The organism is Nocardia sp. bgisy118 (genome assembly GCF_057708605.1).
In genome coordinates, this window is the sequence record NZ_JBYISM010000011.1 from 1 (window position 1) to 18,346 (window position 18,346).

Genomic DNA, 18,346 nt, shown 5'->3' on the forward strand with positions numbered 1-18,346 from the left:
TCCCCCCCCCCCCCCCCCCCCCCCCCCCCCCCCCCCCACCGGGCTCAGCAGTTGCTCGGCGCGGGCTCGCCGCGGAAGCGGGCGTCGAGCCAGCCCAGTGCGGCGGGGATGCCGAGAACGGCGGCGGTGAGATGATCGGGCACCGCGATCTGCTCGGCCTGCACCCGCACGCCCGCCGCGCACCACCTGCGGTCGGTGTTGACGATCGCGTCGACCGGCACCAATCCGTCTATCGGAGAATGCCATTCGAACACCGGCGTGCGCGGCACACCGGCGTGCAGCTCGAGGCTGTTCTCCTCCACCACCGCTCGCGCGTCGCGATTGTCGATCATCGAGGTCGTCTTGGCGAAGTCCATCGCGCCACGTCCCGCGCCCGCGGCGATGATGTCGTTGGTGCAGCTGTTGGCCATGGCGTCGCGCGCGGCCAGCCCGCGGTCGTTGAGTTGCTCGCTGAGCGGGAACCGCTCCGGGTACTCACGCTCCAGGCCGAGGCCCGCGGCCAAGGCCAGACCGAACACCGGGTGCGAACCGAGGCCGAGGCCCTCCATCATCTTGACCAGGTTCATCGGCACCCCGCCCATCGCGGCACCCGCGAGCTGGAGTTCCGGTGCGTACTCCGGCGCCAGCGCCGCCGCCCACGCGGTGGCCATCCCGCCGCCGGAGTAGCCGACCATCGCCGTAGGGCTCTGCGCCACTTGCAGATCGGACACCTGCTTCACCGCGCGGATGCCGTCCAGGGTGATCTGACCGCCCAGCTTTGCCGCGCCGTAGGCGAACTGCGGGCCGAGATGATCGGGGAGGGCCACGCTCCAGCCGCGCTGCAGCAGCACGTTCCAGCCGGGCGCCTCGCGCACGATCAGATTCGGATCGCCGGTGTAGAGCACCCGCGACACCGAGCACTCGGCGCCGAGCCCGTTGATGATGTGCTGGAAGGACAGCAGCGGGCCGTCCTTGCGGTGCGCCGTCGGGGTGAGCACCGTGGTGGTGGCCGCGATCGGCTTGCCCTGCGAGCTGGTCGAACGGAACCGCACCACGGTGACGGTGGTGTCCGGGAAGATCGGCAGCGGCGGCATCTGGCGCACCGCCAGCACCTCGCCGGGCTTCTTGTCGGCCAGGTCAGGGGGCGAGGCGTAGAACGGATCCGGATCGGGGGCCGGATACAGCGGTTCGCCGTGGGTCACCCCCGCTCCGGCGACGACCATCATCGCTCCGAGCGCGGCGACACCGAGCGCGCGCATCGAACGCAGGGCCTTCCTCATGGACTTGTGCCTCCCCAGTGGGTCCAACGTTGGAGAACATCCTCATCAACGGACGGTGGGGATGGCAGACGCGGTGCGCAACATGTTGACAATTCACAGTTCGGGCAGCGACACGCTGTGACCGCCGCGCACACATACTCGTGAGAATCCCCACCGAAGCGCCGCGCGGCCTGTGACTTGTCCAGCCAGTGGGATGGAACATGTTCTTTGCTATGGTCCCGGACCTACCGTCGAGTAACCGGCGTACGGCCGCGCCGGACCGGAAGGAGACGGTGGCATGGACGGCACACAGCGCATCGCGGATCGCTGGTCGGGTGTCGCGGACGCGCTGACCCGGCGCGTGACCGTCTACTTCGACGGCCCGACCCCCGAGGACGAGATCGTGCTCGCGTACGCCGCGACCAGCACCGAGGCGTGGGAATTCACCAGCGCGGCGCTGCACGCCGGCCTCACCGTCACCGTGGACGGCAAGGTCGGACCCGAGCTGCGCAGGTTGCCGTGCCGGTCGCTGTGGACCTGAATGCGAGGTGACGCGCCGTGCCTCACGGACTGTCCAGCACCCGATGGAGGAAGGCCATCGTGTCCGGCAGCGAGTCGCGGGCGGTAGCGAGGTGGTCGCCGGGATAGACCGCCACCTGGAGATCCGCGCCTGCCGACGTCAGCTCCGCGACCAGGGCTGCGCTCAGGGGCGCGGGCACGTCGCGATCGGTCAGACCCTGGCCGATGAACAGTGGCACCGTGTGGCCCTCGGTCGGTATCCGCAGCATCGAGCGCGCCGCGGCCAGCAGCGCCGGATCCGCCAGCGGCTTCGCCAGCATCTCGCCGATCGAGATATCGCGCACCATGGCGTCGGCCTCGGCGACACACTCGCGCTCGACCAGGGCGAGCACATCCCGGCCCACGGGAGTCAGATAGTTGTCCACGTCGACTTCGGGCGCGGTCTCGCGCAGCCCCACGAGGATCGAGGCGAAGTAGGCGGTCGTCATCCGGAGCGGAAGCCGCGGCACCCAGGGGCCGAGCAGCGGCGCGATGTTCTCCAGATTCGACGGCGGCCCGGTGGCGACCGCGCCGCGCAACCGTAGCTCGGGCGCGTCCTCCGGGGCGATGCGCGCGGTGAACAAGGCGGTCTGCCCGCCTTGGGACTGACCGAGCACGGCCCACCGGTCGCTCAGCTCGGGCACGACAGTCCGCGCGGCGCGCACCCCGTCGATCATGCTGCGCGCCTGCGACGGTCCATCCAGATACGGGTGCGTGCCCGGGGTGCCGAGGCCGACGTAGTCGGAGAGCGCCACGGCGTAGCCGGCGCGCAGCAACTCCGGATAGACGGTGTCGAGATAGAGGCGGCGCGGCTGCACCGTGAACGCGCAGTGGTCGGCGATCCCCACCGTGCCGTGCGCGTAGGCCACGATCGGCCATCCGCCGGGCGGCGGCGGACCCGGCGGCAGATAGATCGCGCCGCTGCTCTGCATCGGCCCGCGCGGGCCGCGCGACCAGTAGACAAGCCGTAGCCCGGCGCCCGCGTCCGCCACTTCGACGACCTGCGGCAACGGGGACACCTCCGTGACCGAGCCGGGCAGTCCGGCAGGGTTCGCCGCGCCGGTGCCCGCGGGCGCAAGCACCGAGATCACGACCCCGAGCACGCCCCCCAAGATCAGTGCACGATTCATCGACCGATGATTGCCGTATCGATGCCGGCGGGGCAAGACACCACATTCGGTGTCCCGCTCAGGGCGACCTACCCCCGCCACATGCGGGCCATCGACGGACGTCGTCCGGCCGCGCACGACTACGCTCGACCGGGACGTCCGCGCCACGCCGGACACCACGGCGGCCACGCTGGATACCCACAGCGGCCACGCCGGACAAGTACAGCGCCTCGGGAGGGAACGACAGTGAGACAGCGGACGCGGACAGCACACGACCGCCGACCGCGCGTGGTACACGGGGCGGCGGTCGCTCTGCTGCTGTCCCTCGCGGTCGCCGGTTGCGGCGGCGATAACACGTCCACCGCGACGACGTCCGATCTGGGCTCGCCCACGCCGTCCGCGCGCCTGACCGCACCGCCGACCACCGCGTCGATCGCGATCACCTCACCCGCCACCCCCCTTGCGGCGCAGCCGACGGTCGACCCCTACGAGGGCATTCCCCTTGTCGACCACGTGGAGTGGACCGAGAACGTGGACGGCGCCCGCCTGCTCGTCTTCCCCTCGGAAGCCGGTCGCCGCACCACCTATCCCGGTTCGGACGAGCGGGCCTGGCAGGAGGTTCTCGCCGAGTCCCCCGACGCCGACACCCCCGGCATGCGCGACCAGTTCATCTGCCACTGGGACTGGGCGCGTCTGGTCCAGCCGAACAAGCCCAGCTGGAATATCGAACCGTGGCGGCCCGCCGTCGGCTACCCGGCCACCGTGCAGGCGTCGTGCAACCCGGGCGGACCCGAACGCTGACCGACCGCCACCCGCTACCGGAAAGGACACCCATGCGCATTGTGATCGCCGGTGGACACGGCAAGATCGCCCTGCTGCTCGCCGAATCGCTCGCCGCGGCGGGTCACTCCGTCGACAGCCTGATTCGCAACCCCGTCCACGCCGCGGATGTCGCCGCCACCGGAGCCCGCCCTCTCGTGCTGGATCTGGAACGAACCGACCGCACCGCACTCGCCGCGGCGCTGACCGGGGCCGATGCTGTCGTCTTCGCGGCGGGCGCGGGGCAGGGCAGCGGCGCGGCCCGCAAATACACCGTGGACAAGGGCGGCTCGGTGCTGCTCGCCGAGGCCGCGGAGCAGGCCGGAGTACGACGTTTCGTGCAGATCTCCACCATGGGTGCCGGTCAGCCGCCCGCGCCGGGCACCGACGAGGTGTGGGCCGCCTACATCGATGCCAAAACCCAAGCCGAGGACGATCTTCGAGCCCGCGATCTGGACTGGACCATCGTGCGCCCGGGTCGGCTGCTCGATACCGAGGGCACCGGCCGGGTCACCCTGAGCGCGGACCGGGTCGGTCGCGACAGCATTGCCCGCGCCGACGTCGCGGCCGTCCTCGCCGCCGTGCTGTCCGCTCCGAACACCGTGCGCACCACGCTCGACCTCGTCGCCGGGGATACGCCGTCGGCCGATGCGGTCGCCAATATTGGTAGCCAATAGATTGCTGATTATCGTGTGACGCACCGGATTCGGCCAGCGGGATCCCCAAGACGGTTCCGTCGGCCGACTTATCCGGCCGCCGCCGACCCGCGATTTCGCACCGAATCCGAAACGATTTCCCGACGCTGCCGATTCACCATTCGAGACCTCGCCGCGCGGGGGCGCAATGACGACGCTTCGCCACACGGAGCGTCCGGCCATCCGCGCGCCCCCGCCGAGGCGCACGCGCCGGTCGGACGGTCCGGGACGCATCGCCGCGGCGAACGCCGCCCGACCTGGCCAGCCGTACACCCGGCCTGACGAGGAAGAACACTGGGAAGAGGGCGAACCCGGAGGCTGCCGCGCCGATCCAGCGAACCGCCCGGTCGGAACGCATGGCCGCGCTGGTCACAACTGTGAAAAACCTTTTGCGCGAATACAATCGATCGTGCAGATGTACTTGCATCTGAAAGGCACACGGACCTAAACTCAGTTCCGCAAAGCTATATAGAGGACAACCAGGGGAGGCCGTGTGGGCGAACCGAGGGCAAAAGTCGCCGGAGGTTTGCTGCCGCCTACAGTCAGGGGCGTTCTTATGGACCAACCACTTACAGGCGGCCGGATCGGGTTCGCCGACACCGCACTGGCCGACCAGCCAGCGAACGGTAGAGCTATGAGCACATCGTCGGCCCCGAGCGGCCACAGAAATACCGCGTACTCACGAGAAACGGCAGTCGCGTTCGTCATCGATGCCGTCGAGTCCACCGGAGCGGCCACCCGGAACGATTTCGACATCGATCGGATCGTGTCCACGGCGCACGCCATGGCGGACGACTGGGATCTCGAGGCGTTGCAGCCGGCGACGTTCTGGCGCATCGCATCCACCTTCATCAGGCAGTAGCCGGTTAATCACCGCGCGCGGCGGCCGAACAGCGCTGCGCGCCAGCGAATCTCGCCTGCGGCAGGACACGGCCGGACATCACCTCCGTCCGCCGAGCCGGTGTGCGCGACACCCAGCGCGACCTCGCCGCTTCTCGCGTCGTCCGGACCGACGACGACGCTCGAGCCACAACGGGATCTTCTCGCCGTCAATCGTTTTCGGCCCGAGCCAGGCGGCAAAAATCAGAAAAGAGACCGCTCGTGATCTTCAGGGCGTCGAGCTGCATCAGCGGCGCTAGGTAGTTATCGACGGCAGATAGTTATCGACGGCACCGCACCGCATCCAGCGGCACTCGGTGATTTCTCGGATACACCGCGAGGTCTTCGGCCGTACTGGCAGACCATCGGCGGCGCCACATGATCTTCGGCGACGCTCCTCAGCGCTGCCGGACGATCGTCACGCGTACGATGCCAACATCTCGACCGACTTCTGCGGCGGCAAGGCCTGCACGCTCAAGCGGTCCATCACCGAGAGATACAGCGCCAGATCTTGCCTGCGGTCAAGGTACAGGGCGCTGGTCAGGTGCTCCAGGTACACGATGTCGGGTAGCTCGGGCTGAGCGAAGCGCAGGATGCTGAAGGAGCTGCCCGCGGCCGCGTGCTCGCCCGCCGAGTACGGCAGGACCTGAAGGGTCACGTTCGGTAGGCCGGCCAGCGCGATGAGGTGCTGCATCTGCTCGCGGTGCACCTGCGGCCCGCCCACCGGACGGTGCAGCGCGGCCTCGTCGATCACCGCCCAGACGATCGGCGGATCCGTCCGGTGCAGGATCTCCTGCCTGCGCTGGCGCACGGCGACGCGTCGTTCGGTGTCGGCATCGTCGTTGCCGAGAGACAAGACGGCCCTTGCGTATTCGGGCGTCTGTAGCAGGCCGGGCACAAGGTGCGCCTCATAGGTGCGGATCTTGTTGGCCGCTTGCTCCAGCCCCAGGTAGGTGCCGAACCACGAAGGCAGCAAGTCGCTGTAGCGGTGCCACCAGCCGGGCTCGTTCGCCTGTCTGGCCAGCGCGAGGAACCGCTCGCGTTCGACGGGATCGGTTACGCCGTAAAGGGTTAGGAGATCGCGGATGTCGCGTTCTTTGAAACCGGTGCGGCCCAACTCGAGACGACTGATCTTGGCGTGCGAGCCACGAATCGCGTCGCCGGCGGCCTCGCGGGTGATGCTGCAACTCTCGCGTAGCTTGCGCAACTGCCCACCCAGGGCGATCCGGAGCACAGTCGGACCATGCTCCGCGACAACCGATTGCACGAGGCCGTCGTCGTTGGGTTCTGCGATCATGGAGTTCGTCTCCGATACTCGAGGTTGCCCACCAGTGTGTCACACACTTGTCGTTTCGAGACACACCGCACCGACCGCAATGTTACCTTTCAGCTAGTCAAATCGTCGAATTCCCCGGCCTTTGCTCCGCGAACGAACGCGTCGATCTCGGGGCGTGTGTAGAAGAGGACCGCGCCCTCGGGGTCGCGCGAGTTACGCACGGCGACCAGGCCATTGGACACCTCCGCTACTTCGACGCAGTTGCCGCCGCTCGGCCCGCTGTACGAACTCTTGCGCCAGGCGCTCGTGATCTTGTGTGTGGTTGTACCCGACATTTCCCACTCCTCGGTTACTGCCAGTGTGAGGGACCTATCCGCTTGGGTGCTTGCAGATGCACGCTCAAACGTTCTTGCATTTGCACCCACGTCCGGACGATAGCACGAAGTTCACCATGCGGCGCAGAATAATTCGGACCTACCGGTCGGCTTTGAGACCGGTGATTCGTCAGTCGCGGAAAGACCGTGATCAGCTGGCGGATCCAGTCCGCTGACACCACCCGAATCTTGTACTGTCACAGAGCACATCGGATGTACCGTCCATTCGCGACAACCTCGGTGCAAGACGCGCGCGGCGCGCCGCCGAACATCGGTCAAGGGCGGCGGACATCCGGCCAGCACGCACGTTCCCGAGGAGTCACACGCGATGCCCGAAGACCAGAGCCCGCTCATCCGGACCGACATCCCCCATTCCGCCCGAATCTGGAACTACTGGATGGGGGGCAAGGACTACTACGAAATCGACAGGGTCGCAGGTGATGCGGGCATCGAGGTCGACCCCGACATCACCACGATGGCCGTCCAGTCGCGCCAGTTCCTGATCCGCGCGGTCAGCTACCTGGCCAGCGAGGTCGGCATCCGCCAGTTCCTCGACATCGGCACCGGCCTGCCGACCATGCAGAACACCCACGAGGTGGCGCAGAGCGTGGCGCCCGACGCGAAAATCGTTTACGTCGACAATGATCCGCTCGTGCTGACCCACGCGAGGGCGCTGCTCACCAGCACCACCCCGGAAGGCGTCACCACCTACGTGGACTGCGACTTCCACGACACGGAGCAGATCGTCGCCGACGCGCAGAACGTCCTCAATTTCAACAAGCCGATCGCCGTCATGTTCATGGGCGTGCTCGGCCACGCCAAGACCTACGACGAATTGCTGCGCATCGTTCACACGGCGCTCGACGCCGTGCCGTCGGGCAGCTACCTGGTGATGTGGGACGGCACGGACGACAGCCAGGAGTACGTGACCCTCTGCGAGAACTACACCGGCACCGGCGGCGTGCCGTACGTGCCGCGCCCGCAGGCCCAGATTCGCGCCGTCTTCGACGGTTTGGAGTTGGTCGACCCCGGATTCACCTCCATCACCCAGTGGCGCGCCGAGAATGCCGAGGTGGGCGAGATCCGGCCCATTTCCGCATACGGAGCCGTCGCGCGCAAACCCTGACGCGCACACCGCGGATACCGGCCAGTCGGCAAATATCCGGCGCGCCGAAATATCCTGACGTGTCATCGATAATCGCGCCGGGTCGGCGAAATTACTGACGCATCAGGAAATAGTGCGACGCGCCTGGGAAAGCCGCTGCGCCACAACGGCGGCCGTCGGCATCCGTCGACGGCCGCCGTTTTCCATTCCTCGCCGTCGTTCGTGCAGATGTACTTGCATCTGTAAGGTACGCGGCCCTAAACTCGGGCAAAGAGTAACGCGGGGAGGCGCGCAGGGAGTTCGCGCCGGCGTCGACAGACAATTCGCCTCCCCATTGCCAGACGCGAGGGGCGGTCGACATGAGTCAGCCATTTCGAACTCCCCACCGGGACGCGCTCTTCGGAGGCGCCGGTGTAGAGACGTTGCGACCACCCGCCGCGGGCGATGTGTCCGCCGCCGATTGCGGCGCCGAGCCCGGTGGCCTCACCTATCGCCGCGCCCGCGAGATACTCCAGTTCCACGAGGTGCACGGCCCGCAGTGCAGACAGTGGCTCGCGGCGGCGGCGTACTTGTCCGCGGGCCTGGACGACGAATAGTTTGCCCTCGAATGTCGTTGCGGCTCAGTCTCTTCTGTCCCGATCACGCGCACGGCGCGTCACCGTAGACGACGAGCCAGATCGCCCGCCCCAGCGATTCCGCCAGCGCGTCGTCGGTGACGACCGAATTCGCCGCGAAGGCGGCCGTGATCGATCGCTCGACCATCGCCGTCAGCACCACCGCCGTCGCGGTCGGGTCGACGGACGAATCTATTCGGCCCGCGGCGCGATCCGTCTCGAGCCGAGTGCGCACCACATCCACGAAGGACGCGACCCGACCTCTCCAGTACCGCCCCACATCTCGGTCGTAGGCGGCGACTTCACTCAGCGCCAGCAGCAGATAGCGATGTTCACGGAACCCCGCGATCATGCTGCCGATCGCACCGACCACTCCCGCCCTGCGGTCACCGTGATCGGCCCGCCACCACGTCTCCGCCGCGTCGAACAGGTCCGCGGTCGCCAGCTCCGCCATGCGGATCAGTAGCCGACTCTTGTCCGGAAAGTAGCGGTAGAAGGTCGATCTCGCGGAACCCGACGCCGCGGCGATCTTCTGCACCGCGATCTCGGTGTAAGGCGTTCCGTCGGCGAGCAGCTCTTCGACGGCGCGCAGGACGCGTCGCTCGAATTCCGCGCGCCGGTCGTCGACCTGCTTGCGCGCGTTCTTCGGGGCTCTCGTCAGCGAAGGCATCCGCCGCCCGCACGTCGCGCGACGGTGCGGCGTCGCCGAGGTCGTCCGCTGGATGGATCCATGAGTTCCATTCTGCCGTGCGGCCGTTGACAGCGAGAGGCGCCGAGCCGCACCATCGATCGGACACCATGTCCGAGACGCAGTGACCGAGGTGGTTCGACGATGAGCGGAGCTTTTGCCATCCCGGTCGAGGACACCGAGGTCGTCGTGGTCGGCGCGCGCTGCGCCGGGTCGGCGGCGGCCGCCGCGTTCGCGCAGGCCGGTCGGCGGGTGGTGCTGCTCGAAGCGACTCGGCTTCCCTCCGACACGCTCTCCACGCACTTGCTGTGGCCCGGCGGAGTCGCGGAGCTGCGGCGTCTCGGTGCGCTCGATCGTGTCGCGGAGTTGGGCGCGCCACCGATGCGGACGGCCTATGCGGCGGGCGCGGGCCATGCCATTCGCTCCTCGTTCGCGCCGGTCGACGGCGTCGACTACGCGCTGTGTGTGCGCCGCACGGGCCTGGACGCCGCGCTCGCGGCCACCGCGGTCGCCGCGGGAGCGCAGCTGCGGGATGGCGCGCGGGTCGGCGAATTGCTCTGGCGCGGAACACGATGCGCGGGCGTGCGGTACACCGATTCGTCCGGCACGCACGAATTGCGCGCCGCTCTCGTCGTCGGCGCCGACGGACGGCGCAGCACGGTGGCTCGGCTGGCCGGTGCGTCCCGCCCTCGGCTCTTCGCGCCGAGCGGGCGGGACTGCTATTTCGCCTACTGGCGTGACACGGCGGTCGAATGGCGCGAGGTGGCCGCGCAGTGGCGCAACGGCGCCGATCTCGGCACCGCCTTCCCCTGCGACGACGGGCTGCTGCTCGCCCTCGTACAACCGCCCGCGAGCCAGGACCGTCCGGGACCCGGCGGGGCCGAACGACGCTATCGGGAAGCGATCGAACGGATTCCGGGGTTGACGGCGCGGCTCGCGGGATGCGAGCGCGTGGGTCGCGTCCGCTCGGCGACCGGGCTCGTCTCCTACTTCCGGGGATCCAGCGGGCCCGGGTGGGCCTTGCCCGGCGACGCCGGTCATTTCAAGGATCCCGTGACGGCGCAGGGCATTCGGGACGCGCTGCACTACGGCAGACGGCTCGGCGAACTCGCCGCCCCGGTGCTGCACGAACCGCAGCGCCTGGACGCGGCGTTGCGCGCCTGGGAGTCCCAGCGCCTCACCGAATGTCTCGGCATCTACCAGTGGACGAACCGGTTGTCTCGCGCGACGCCCATGAGCCCCTTGGAGATTCAGCTGTACCGCCGCGCCACCGGCGACCCGGAGCTGGCAGGGGCGGTGACCGAGATCTTCTCCCGGACAAAGGATCCGAAGGACGTCTTCACCCCTGGCCTCGCCGCCGCGCTGGCCGTTGGCGCCTTGCGTGCGGCCTGGCCGTCGGTCGGTCCGGTGCTGACCGAACTCCTCCACGAAGCCCGCGACACCGCCGCCGACTGGTGGCAGTCCCGCGCGCACCCGGCCATCACGCCCGCCACCGCCGCCGTCCCAGGAGTTCGACATGCGTGATCAGCGACCGTTTTCCGGTATTTCCCCGACCCGTCGCGATGTCCTACGCGGTGCGCTGGCGGCGGGCGCCGGCCTGTTGGCGAGCGCTCCGATGGCCACCGCCGCGCCCGTAGCGCGGCGAGCGCCCGCGCCGGGGCGAACGGTCGCGATCTTCGGCGGCGGCGTCGCGGGACTCTCCGCCGCTCACGAACTCGCCGAGCGCGGATACCAGGTCACCGTCTACGAACCCGCCTTCCTCGGCGGCAAGGCCAGGAGCATGGGCGTCCCGGGCACCGGCACGGAGGGCCGGCTCGATCTGCCCGGCGAGCACGGCTTTCGCTTCTTCCCCGGCTGCTACCAGAACCTTCCCGACACCATGCGGCGCATTCCGTTCCCCGGCAACCACGACGGCGTCGCGGGCAACCTGGTGCGGGTGGAGGGCACCGTCGCCGGATTCCGCGGGCGCCCACCGATTTTCACGCCGGTCGAGCTCGGCGCGATCGACCAGCTGACGCCGCAACGACTACAGAACACTCTGATGAGCGCGTTCGGTTTCGTTCCCGAGCTGCCGCCGCACGAACTCGCGTTCTTCGCCAAGCAGATGACGGTCTGGTTCACCTCTTGCGAGCAGCGGCGTTTCGGGCAGTGGGAGTACATCACCTGGGAGCAGATCCTGCGCGCCGAGGGCAAGTCGCCCGCCTACCGCGACTACTTGGTCAGCGCGCTCACCCGGATCACCGTCGCCGCGAAACCGCACCTCAGCTCGGCGCGCACTATCGGCACCATCGGCGAGGCGTTGGTGCTGGCCGCGACCGGAGCGATTCCCCAGTACGCCGCGGGCATCGACCGTATTCTGAACCGCCCGACCAACGAGGCGTGGATCGATCCCTGGGTCGGCTACCTGCGTTCGCTCGGTGTCCGTTTCGTCATGAACTGGGGCGCGAGCGCGCTGGCACTGCGCGGTGGGCGCGTCGTCTCGGCGACCGTGCGTGGCGCGAACGGCGCGGCCGACACCGTCACGGCGGACTGGTACGTCTGCGCCATGCCGGTCGAGCGAGCGCGGCCGCTGCTCAGCGACCAGATCCTCGACGCCGACCCGCGACTGGCGGGCATGCGTCACCTGCAGACGGATTGGATGGTCGGCATTCAGTACTACCTCGCCAGGACGACCGAGCTGCCGGAGGGCCATATCGCCGCGCTCGGTTCGCCGTGGGCGCTCACCGCATTGCGCCAAGCGCCCATGTGGGTCGGCGATTTCGCCGCACGCTACGGCGACGGCTCGGTGCGAGAGTGTCTCTCGGTGGACATCTCCGACTGGGACTCCCCCGGTCTGCTGTACGGCCGACCGGCCAAGGAGTGCTCGCGCGCGGAGATCGCGGCGGAAGTGTGGGCCCAGCTGAAGGAATGGCTCAACACCGCGACGGGCTGGCTGCGCGACGAGGACATCCACTCCTGGCATCTCGATCCCGGAATCAGCTGGCGCGGTGGCGAAATCGACAACGCGACACCGTTGCTGGTCAACACCGCCGGCTCCTACGAGCATCGGCCGTCGGCGCACTGCGCCATACCCAATCTGTTCTTCGGCGGCGACCACGTGCGCAGCCACATCGACCTCGCGACCATGGAGGGCGCCAACGAGTCCGGCCGCGCCGCGGCCAACGCGATCATGGACGCCGCCGACGACCCCGGCCTGCGCACGCCGATCTTCCCTCTGGTCTCGCTGCCGCTCTTCGATCAGGCCAAGCTCCTCGACGCCGATCGCTACCGCGCGGGACTGCCCCATGTGCTCGACGCCTGACGTTCCTCATCGGCGACCCACGCCGGGCAGTCCACCGAAGAAGATCTCGAACACCGTCTGTGGATTCGTGTGCAGCTGGGCGCTGGTCGGCGGGACGAACGGCGGCCCTTCGTTGATGTCGGTGACGACATAGTCCGCGTGCGAACCCGGCGTGCGCTGTTCGATACCGGAGCAGTCCGGACCGCCGGTCGCGTTGACCTTCGGCAGATCCTCCGGGTACTTGTACGGCTCCGAGGCCAGCATGAAGTTGCTGTTGAACACCGCGCCCGGCTTCATCCCGCCGAATATCGCGTTCGCCAACGGCATGACCGAGGTGATGCCCATGATCACGCAGCGCAGCACAGGGCGATAGTCGTGCAGCAACTCGGCGCCCGGCCGCAGCAGCCGGACCGCCGTCGCCAGCTGCTGCTCGTTCTCGGTGAAGACCGCGCGGGTGGTCTCGGCCAGACCCAGCACGTTGAGCAGCATCTCGTCCAGGTCCGCCGCCCGGTCCGCGACGGTCACGCCGGTCGCGGTCGCGTTGCCGACCGTGCGCAGCAACTCCCCCGCGGTGTCGGCGTAGAGGCCGGTGACCTCGGCTGTGGCGGCCATATCGAGTCCGAGTTGCGGCAGGCTCGGATTCAGTTCTCGCAGTACGGCGTCGGTGCGCGCCAGCAGATCCCCGAGCGTGTCGCCGCGCCCCTGCAACGCCGCGCTCAACGCGGCGAGGGTGGCGTTCAGCCGTGCCGGTTCGATTGCCGCCAGCAGCGTCGAGAGTCGCTGGAACAGCGTGTTGAATTCGACCGTCACCGATTCCCCGCGAATCAGCGCCCCCGGCGCGAGCGGGCGCGACGACGGGTGGGCGGGCGGCACGAAGTTGACGTACTTCGCGCCGAAGACCGTCGTCGAGCGGATATCGACCAGGGTGTTCTCCGGGACCATCCGCAGCAGGCCGGGGTCGAGCGCCAACCGCAGCCACACCCGGCCATCGTGCGGTTCGACGGCCGCGACGCGCCCGATGTCGACACCGCGCAGGCGCACCGCGGCGTCGGGATCGAGCACCAAGCCCGTGCGCGGCGCATCGACGACGACCGTGGCGGTCGGCTCGAAGCGACCCGTGTACAGCGCCGAGGCGACAAACAGCACGGCCACGATCGTCGAAACCAGCGCCAGCCCGGCGAGTTTGAGCCGGATCGTCACCCACGTGGCCCACAGGTTCGGGTAGCGCCCCCGGAAGGACTGTTGCCGTGCGTCCAACTCTTCACCCCTTCGGCAGGGCCCTGCGCGTGATCACGCGATCGCGTATCCCTTGCTCGCGTCCGGTCGACAGTAGTACTGTCCAGACACGTGTCCAGCATATGTCTGGACAGGTATCTGTGGAAGGATTTCCGATGACTCTGGTGAAACCACAGCGCGTCTCCGGCGGCGAGCACGAGCACGGACATCTCGAGGAGTTCCGCTCCGATCCGATCGCGTTGATGCGCCGGGTGCGCGCCGAATGCGGCGACATCGGCGCCTTCGAGCTCGCGGGCAAACAGGTCATCCTGCTCTCCGGGGCGGAAGCCAACGAGTTCTTCTTCCGTGCCGGCGACGAGGATCTCGACCAGGGCGCCGCCTATCCGTTCATGAAGCCGATCTTCGGCGAGGGCGTGGTCTTCGACGCCAGTCCGGAACGCCGTCAGGAGATGCTGCACAACCAGGCGCTGCGGGCCGAGCACATGCGCGGGCACGCGGCCACGATCGCCGCCGAGGTGGAGCGGATGCTGGCGCGCTGGGGCGACGCGGGCGAGATCGATCTGCTCGATTTCTTCGCCGAGCTGACCATCTACACTTCCTCGGCCTGCCTCATCGGCGCGAAATTCCGCAACGAACTGGACGGCAGGTTCGCGCACCTGTACCACGAACTCGAACGCGGCACCGACGCGTTGGCCTACGTGGACCCCTACGCGCCGATCGAGAGTTTCCGCCGCAGGGACGAGGCCCGGGCCGCGCTCGTCGATCTGGTGCAGGGAATCATGGACCAGCGGGCCGCCCGTCCCCCCGCCGAGCGCGGCGACCGCGACATGCTCGACGTGCTCGTCTCCGTGCCCGACGAGAACGGCGCTCCGCGCTTCAGCGCCAGCGAGATCACCGGCATCTTCATCTCGATGATGTTCGCCGGCCACCACACCACCTCCGGCACCGCGGCCTGGACCGTGATCGAACTGCTGCGCCACCCGGAGCTGCTGGACGGCGTCGTCGCCGAGCTGGACGAACTCTACGCCGACGGCTCGCCGGTGAGTTTCGGTGCGCTGCGCCGGATTCCGCGCCTGGAGGCGGTAGTGAAGGAGACGCTGCGGCTGCATCCGCCGCTGATCATCCTGATGCGGGTCGCCAGAGGCGATTTCGAGGTCTGCGGTCACCACATCACCGAGGGCGATCACGTGGCAGCCACACCGGCCATCTCGAACCGGCTGCCCGAGGACTTTCCCGACCCCGACGCCTTCGACCCCGGCCGCTACCTCGATCCGAATCAGGAGGACATCGTCAATCGCTGGACCTGGATTCCGTTCGGGGCGGGGCGGCACCGCTGCGTCGGCGCCGCGTTCGCGCTCATGCAGCTCAAGGCGATCTTCTCGATCCTGCTGCGGGACTGGGAGTTCGAGATGGCTCAGCCTTCGGAGAGCTACCGCAACGACCATTCGAAGATGGTGGTGCAGCTGGAGCAGCCCTGCCGGGTGCGCTACCGCAGGCGCGGTGCGGCGGGCGGGCGGGGCGATTGAGCGCCGGGACTTCGGCGGACATGCTCGGACGGCCGCGGCACCACACCGCGGCCGTCCGAGCGTCACCGGCTCACTCGTATCGAACCTGCCAGCTCTTGACCCCGTTGATCCAGCCCGACCGCAACCGCACCGGATCCGAGACCTGCCGCAGCGCGGGCATCGCGTCGGCGATCGCGTTGAACATCAGATCGATCTCCAGCCGGGCCAGGTTCGCGCCGACGCAGTAGTGCGCGCCCGTCCCGCCGAAGCCGACGTGCGGATTCGGATCGCGCAGGATGTCGAAGACGAACGGGTCGGCGAAGCCGTCCTCGTCGAAATTGGCCGAGCTGTAGAACAATCCGAGCCGCTGCCCGGCGTGGATCCGCTGCCCGCCGAGCTCGACGTCCGCGGTGGCGGTGCGCTGGAATGCGGTGACCGGAGTGGCCCACCGGACGATCTCGTCGGGCGCGGTGCGCGGGCGTCGCGCGCGGTAGATCTCCCACTGCTCGGGGTGATCCACGAAGGCCTTCATGCCGTGCGTGATCGCGTTGCGCGTCGTCTCGTTGCCCGCCACCGCGAGCAGGATGACGAAGAAGCCGAACTCGTCGGAGGCCAGCGCCTCGCCGTCGACGTCGGCGTACACCAGTTCGGAGACGATGTCGTGCGCCGGACGATCACGGCGCTGCTCGGCCATGTTCCACGCGTAGCCCAGGATTTCGGCCGAGGCCACGGTCGGGTCGCCGTACTCGGGGTCGTCGTAGTTGAGCATCTGGTTCGACCAGTCGAAGAGCTTGCGCCGGTCCTCCTGCGGCACGCCGAGCAGTTCGGCGATCGCCTGCAGGGGTAGCTCGCAGGCCACCTGCTGCACGAAATCACCTCCGCCCGTGCGCTTCGCGGCGTGCACGATGCGCTCGGCCCGTTCGGTCAACGCCGCGCGCAGGCTTTCGACCGCGCGCGGGGTGAATCCTTTGGAGACGATCCGGCGGATCTTGGAATGCTTGGGCGCGTCCATGTTGACCAGCAGCGCGCCGGTGAGCTCCATCTGCTCCGGAGTGATGTCGCCCGGCAGCCGGATGATCGCGCCTTTGCGCTGCGAGGAGTAGAGCTCCGCGTGCCGCGAGATCTCCTTGACGTCCGCGAGTTTGCTCACCACCCAGTAGCCCCCGTCGCGGAAGCCGCCCGAGGCGTCGTCGGACTGCGCGTTCCACCACACCGGCGCGGTGCGGCGCAACAGTGCGAATTCCTCGACGGGACTACGGTTCTGCCACAGCGCGGGATCGGTGAAGTCGAAACCCGTCGGCATCGACGGTGCGGTCATGTCTACCTCCTGGGATGAAATGTCCTGCGGCGATGCGGTTCACGCGGATCGGTGATCGGGTTCGCGACCCGCGACATGGTCCCGGGCCCAGCGGTAGTCCGGTTTGCCGCTGGGCGAGCGCACGATGGCGTCGGCAACCCAGATCTGTTTCGGCACCTTGTACCCGGCCAGGTGGCGCCGCACGTGCAGTTCCAGCGAGCCGAAGTCGATCGGGCCGGATTCCGGCACCGTGACGACCGCCGCGACCTGATGGCCCCAGCGCTCGTGCGGCACGCCGACCACCACCGCGTCGTAGATCCGCGCGTGCGCCTTCAGCACGCCTTCGACCTCTTCGACGAACACCTTCTCGCCGCCGGTGTTGATCACCATGTCGCCGCGCCCGAGCAGGGTCACCGAGCCGTCGGCCTCGGCCCTGGCGCGGTCGTCGGTCACCACGATGCGGGCGCCGTCCACGGATTCGAACAGCCGGGCGGACCTCTCGGGATCCTTGTAGTACCCGAGCGGCACCGCCCCGGTCTTCGCCAGCCGGCCTTCGGCGCCCGGCGGCACCGGACGCCCCTCGTCGTCGACCACCACCGCGCCGCGACCGGTCCGCACCCGGGGCCCGCGCGCGGGGTCGTCGTCCTTCTGCGCGAAACCTATTCCACCGAAGCCTGTTTCGGACGATCCGATGGAGTCGGACACGATCGCCGACGGAAACATCTCCAGTAGGGTGTTCTTCACCGCCTGCGAGAGCAGCGCCGCGCCGGAGGCGATGGCCAGCAGCGAGGACGCGTCGGCGGGCCGCTGCCGGTAGGCGTCGATCAGCGGCCGCGCCATGGCATCTCCGGTGATCACCAGCACCTGCGGCCGATGCCGCGCCACGCCCGCCCACACCGCGGCGGGTTCGAAACGGCGCTCGAAGATCACCGCGTTGCCCGACCACAGCGCGGTGAAGGTCGGCATCATCGCGGCCGCGTGGATCAGCGGCGGCAGTACGAACCAGATGCTCGGCTCGCCTGCCGCGCCGGTGCGCGACTGCTGGTACTCGTCGGCCACGGGTTCGCCTGTGTAGAAATCGATCCCGCCGCCGAGCACCCGCCACATGTCCTCTTGCCGCCACATGACGCCCTTCGGCAGCCCGGTGGTGCCGCCGGTGTACATCATGAACAGGTCGTCGGGACCGCGCTTCGCCGCGGGCCGCGTCCCGGGATGCTCCGCCAACGCGCTCTCGTACGGTACGGCGTCGGCGTCGGCCTGGTGCACCGTCTCGTCGTCGACGCGGAGCGCGTGCCGCACGCGCGGGACTCGAGATCTGGCCGCCCGCACCGCGTCCGAATAGCGGGCGTGGTAGACGAGCGCGTCGAGATCGGCGTTGTCGTAGATGTAGGCGAGTTCCGCTGGGCCGTATCGGTAGTTGATGTTGATCGGGACGGCCGCGAGCTTGAAGCAGGCGATCAGCGTCTCCATGGTCTCCACGCTGTTGTGCATCTGGAAACCGACGTGGGCGCCCGCCTCGACGCCCGATGCCGCGAGGTGGTGCGCCAGTCGATCGGCCCTGGCGTCGAGGTCCGCGAAGCTCACTCGGCGCTCGCCCTGGAGTACCGCGATCCGGTCGGGCATGGCGTCGACGGCGTGCTCGAACAGGTCGGCGAAATTGTTGGCCATCAGGT

17 protein-coding genes are annotated in these 18,346 nt (G+C 68.6%); 9 read left to right on the forward strand and 8 right to left on the reverse strand.

Annotated elements, in window-relative coordinates; translation table 11 throughout:
- Positions 1 to 44: 44 nt before the first annotated feature.
- On the reverse strand, positions 45 to 1,259 hold the full coding sequence (locus AC3EO7_RS15565) for a lipase family protein (RefSeq protein ID WP_435591558.1): 1,215 nt from the start codon (positions 1,257 to 1,259) through the stop codon (positions 45 to 47).
- A gap of 277 nt (positions 1,260 to 1,536) precedes the next feature.
- Between AC3EO7_RS15565 and AC3EO7_RS15570 the strand changes: the two genes are divergently transcribed.
- A complete protein-coding gene (locus AC3EO7_RS15570; RefSeq protein ID WP_431970235.1) occupies positions 1,537 to 1,779 on the forward strand; it encodes a hypothetical protein in 243 nt (80 codons plus the stop codon).
- Between the two features lie 22 nt (positions 1,780 to 1,801).
- On the opposite strand, the gene AC3EO7_RS15575 is transcribed toward AC3EO7_RS15570, so the two are convergent.
- Positions 1,802 to 2,926 carry an alpha/beta hydrolase family protein gene (locus AC3EO7_RS15575; protein WP_435591559.1) on the reverse strand — a complete coding sequence of 375 codons (1,125 nt, stop codon included), beginning with the start codon at positions 2,924 to 2,926 and terminating at the stop codon, positions 1,802 to 1,804.
- Positions 2,927 to 3,151: 225 nt separating this feature from the next.
- Here AC3EO7_RS15575 and AC3EO7_RS15580 point away from each other — a divergent pair, with 225 nt between their 5' ends.
- The 3 genes from AC3EO7_RS15580 to AC3EO7_RS15590 all read left to right on the forward strand — a co-directional run bounded on the left by AC3EO7_RS15580 (position 3,152) and on the right by AC3EO7_RS15590 (position 5,281).
- Positions 3,152 to 3,706 (forward strand): DUF2599 domain-containing protein, encoded by a 555-nt coding sequence (locus AC3EO7_RS15580; RefSeq protein WP_435591560.1) that lies wholly within the window; start codon positions 3,152 to 3,154, stop codon positions 3,704 to 3,706.
- Between the two features lie 32 nt (positions 3,707 to 3,738).
- Complete coding sequence (locus tag AC3EO7_RS15585; RefSeq protein WP_435591561.1) at positions 3,739 to 4,401, forward strand: NAD(P)H-binding protein; 663 nt, start codon at positions 3,739 to 3,741, stop codon at positions 4,399 to 4,401.
- Between the two features lie 652 nt (positions 4,402 to 5,053).
- The gene (locus tag AC3EO7_RS15590; RefSeq protein WP_431970239.1) at positions 5,054 to 5,281 is read left to right on the forward strand and encodes a hypothetical protein; all 228 of its coding nucleotides are present in this window, start codon (positions 5,054 to 5,056) and stop codon (positions 5,279 to 5,281) included.
- A gap of 435 nt (positions 5,282 to 5,716) precedes the next feature.
- Here AC3EO7_RS15590 and AC3EO7_RS15595 read toward each other — a convergent pair whose 3' ends face one another.
- Together AC3EO7_RS15595 and AC3EO7_RS15600 are read right to left on the reverse strand one after the other, a co-directional pair.
- A complete protein-coding gene (locus tag AC3EO7_RS15595) occupies positions 5,717 to 6,595 on the reverse strand; it encodes a helix-turn-helix domain-containing protein (protein ID WP_431970240.1) in 879 nt (292 codons plus the stop codon).
- A gap of 89 nt (positions 6,596 to 6,684) precedes the next feature.
- Entirely contained in the window at positions 6,685 to 6,909 is a 225-nt protein-coding gene (locus AC3EO7_RS15600) for a DUF397 domain-containing protein (RefSeq protein WP_431970241.1), read from the reverse strand.
- 367 nt (positions 6,910 to 7,276) lie between these two features.
- On the opposite strand from AC3EO7_RS15600, the gene AC3EO7_RS15605 reads away from it, so the two are divergent.
- On the forward strand, positions 7,277 to 8,074 hold the full coding sequence (locus tag AC3EO7_RS15605) for an SAM-dependent methyltransferase (protein WP_435591562.1): 798 nt from the start codon (positions 7,277 to 7,279) through the stop codon (positions 8,072 to 8,074).
- A gap of 338 nt (positions 8,075 to 8,412) precedes the next feature.
- A complete protein-coding gene (locus AC3EO7_RS15610; protein WP_431970243.1) occupies positions 8,413 to 8,649 on the forward strand; it encodes a hypothetical protein in 237 nt (78 codons plus the stop codon).
- 43 nt (positions 8,650 to 8,692) lie between these two features.
- Here the strand turns inward: AC3EO7_RS15610 and AC3EO7_RS15615 are convergent, their stop codons facing one another.
- On the reverse strand, positions 8,693 to 9,337 hold the full coding sequence (locus AC3EO7_RS15615) for a TetR/AcrR family transcriptional regulator (protein WP_435591563.1): 645 nt from the start codon (positions 9,335 to 9,337) through the stop codon (positions 8,693 to 8,695).
- 162 nt (positions 9,338 to 9,499) lie between these two features.
- Here AC3EO7_RS15615 and AC3EO7_RS15620 point away from each other — a divergent pair, with 162 nt between their 5' ends.
- A complete protein-coding gene (locus tag AC3EO7_RS15620; RefSeq protein ID WP_435591564.1) occupies positions 9,500 to 10,879 on the forward strand; it encodes an FAD-dependent oxidoreductase in 1,380 nt (459 codons plus the stop codon).
- Positions 10,872 to 12,656, forward strand: coding sequence for a hydroxysqualene dehydroxylase (locus AC3EO7_RS15625; protein WP_435591565.1), 1,785 nt, complete (start codon positions 10,872 to 10,874; stop codon positions 12,654 to 12,656). Before AC3EO7_RS15620 ends, AC3EO7_RS15625 begins: the two co-directional genes overlap by 8 nt.
- A 6-nt stretch (positions 12,657 to 12,662) precedes the next feature.
- On the opposite strand, the gene AC3EO7_RS15630 is transcribed toward AC3EO7_RS15625, so the two are convergent.
- Positions 12,663 to 13,892 (reverse strand): MCE family protein, encoded by a 1,230-nt coding sequence (locus tag AC3EO7_RS15630; RefSeq protein WP_435591566.1) that lies wholly within the window; start codon positions 13,890 to 13,892, stop codon positions 12,663 to 12,665.
- Positions 13,893 to 14,026: 134 nt separating this feature from the next.
- On the opposite strand from AC3EO7_RS15630, the gene AC3EO7_RS15635 reads away from it, so the two are divergent.
- A complete protein-coding gene (locus AC3EO7_RS15635; RefSeq protein WP_431970248.1) occupies positions 14,027 to 15,397 on the forward strand; it encodes a cytochrome P450 in 1,371 nt (456 codons plus the stop codon).
- Positions 15,398 to 15,467: 70 nt separating this feature from the next.
- Here AC3EO7_RS15635 and AC3EO7_RS15640 read toward each other — a convergent pair whose 3' ends face one another.
- Positions 15,468 to 16,694, reverse strand: coding sequence for a cytochrome P450 (locus tag AC3EO7_RS15640; protein WP_435591567.1), 1,227 nt, complete (start codon positions 16,692 to 16,694; stop codon positions 15,468 to 15,470).
- A 39-nt stretch (positions 16,695 to 16,733) separates the two neighbouring features.
- Complete coding sequence (locus AC3EO7_RS15645; protein WP_435591568.1) at positions 16,734 to 18,341, reverse strand: acyl-CoA synthetase; 1,608 nt, start codon at positions 18,339 to 18,341, stop codon at positions 16,734 to 16,736.
- Between the last annotated feature and the right edge of the window lie 5 nt (positions 18,342 to 18,346).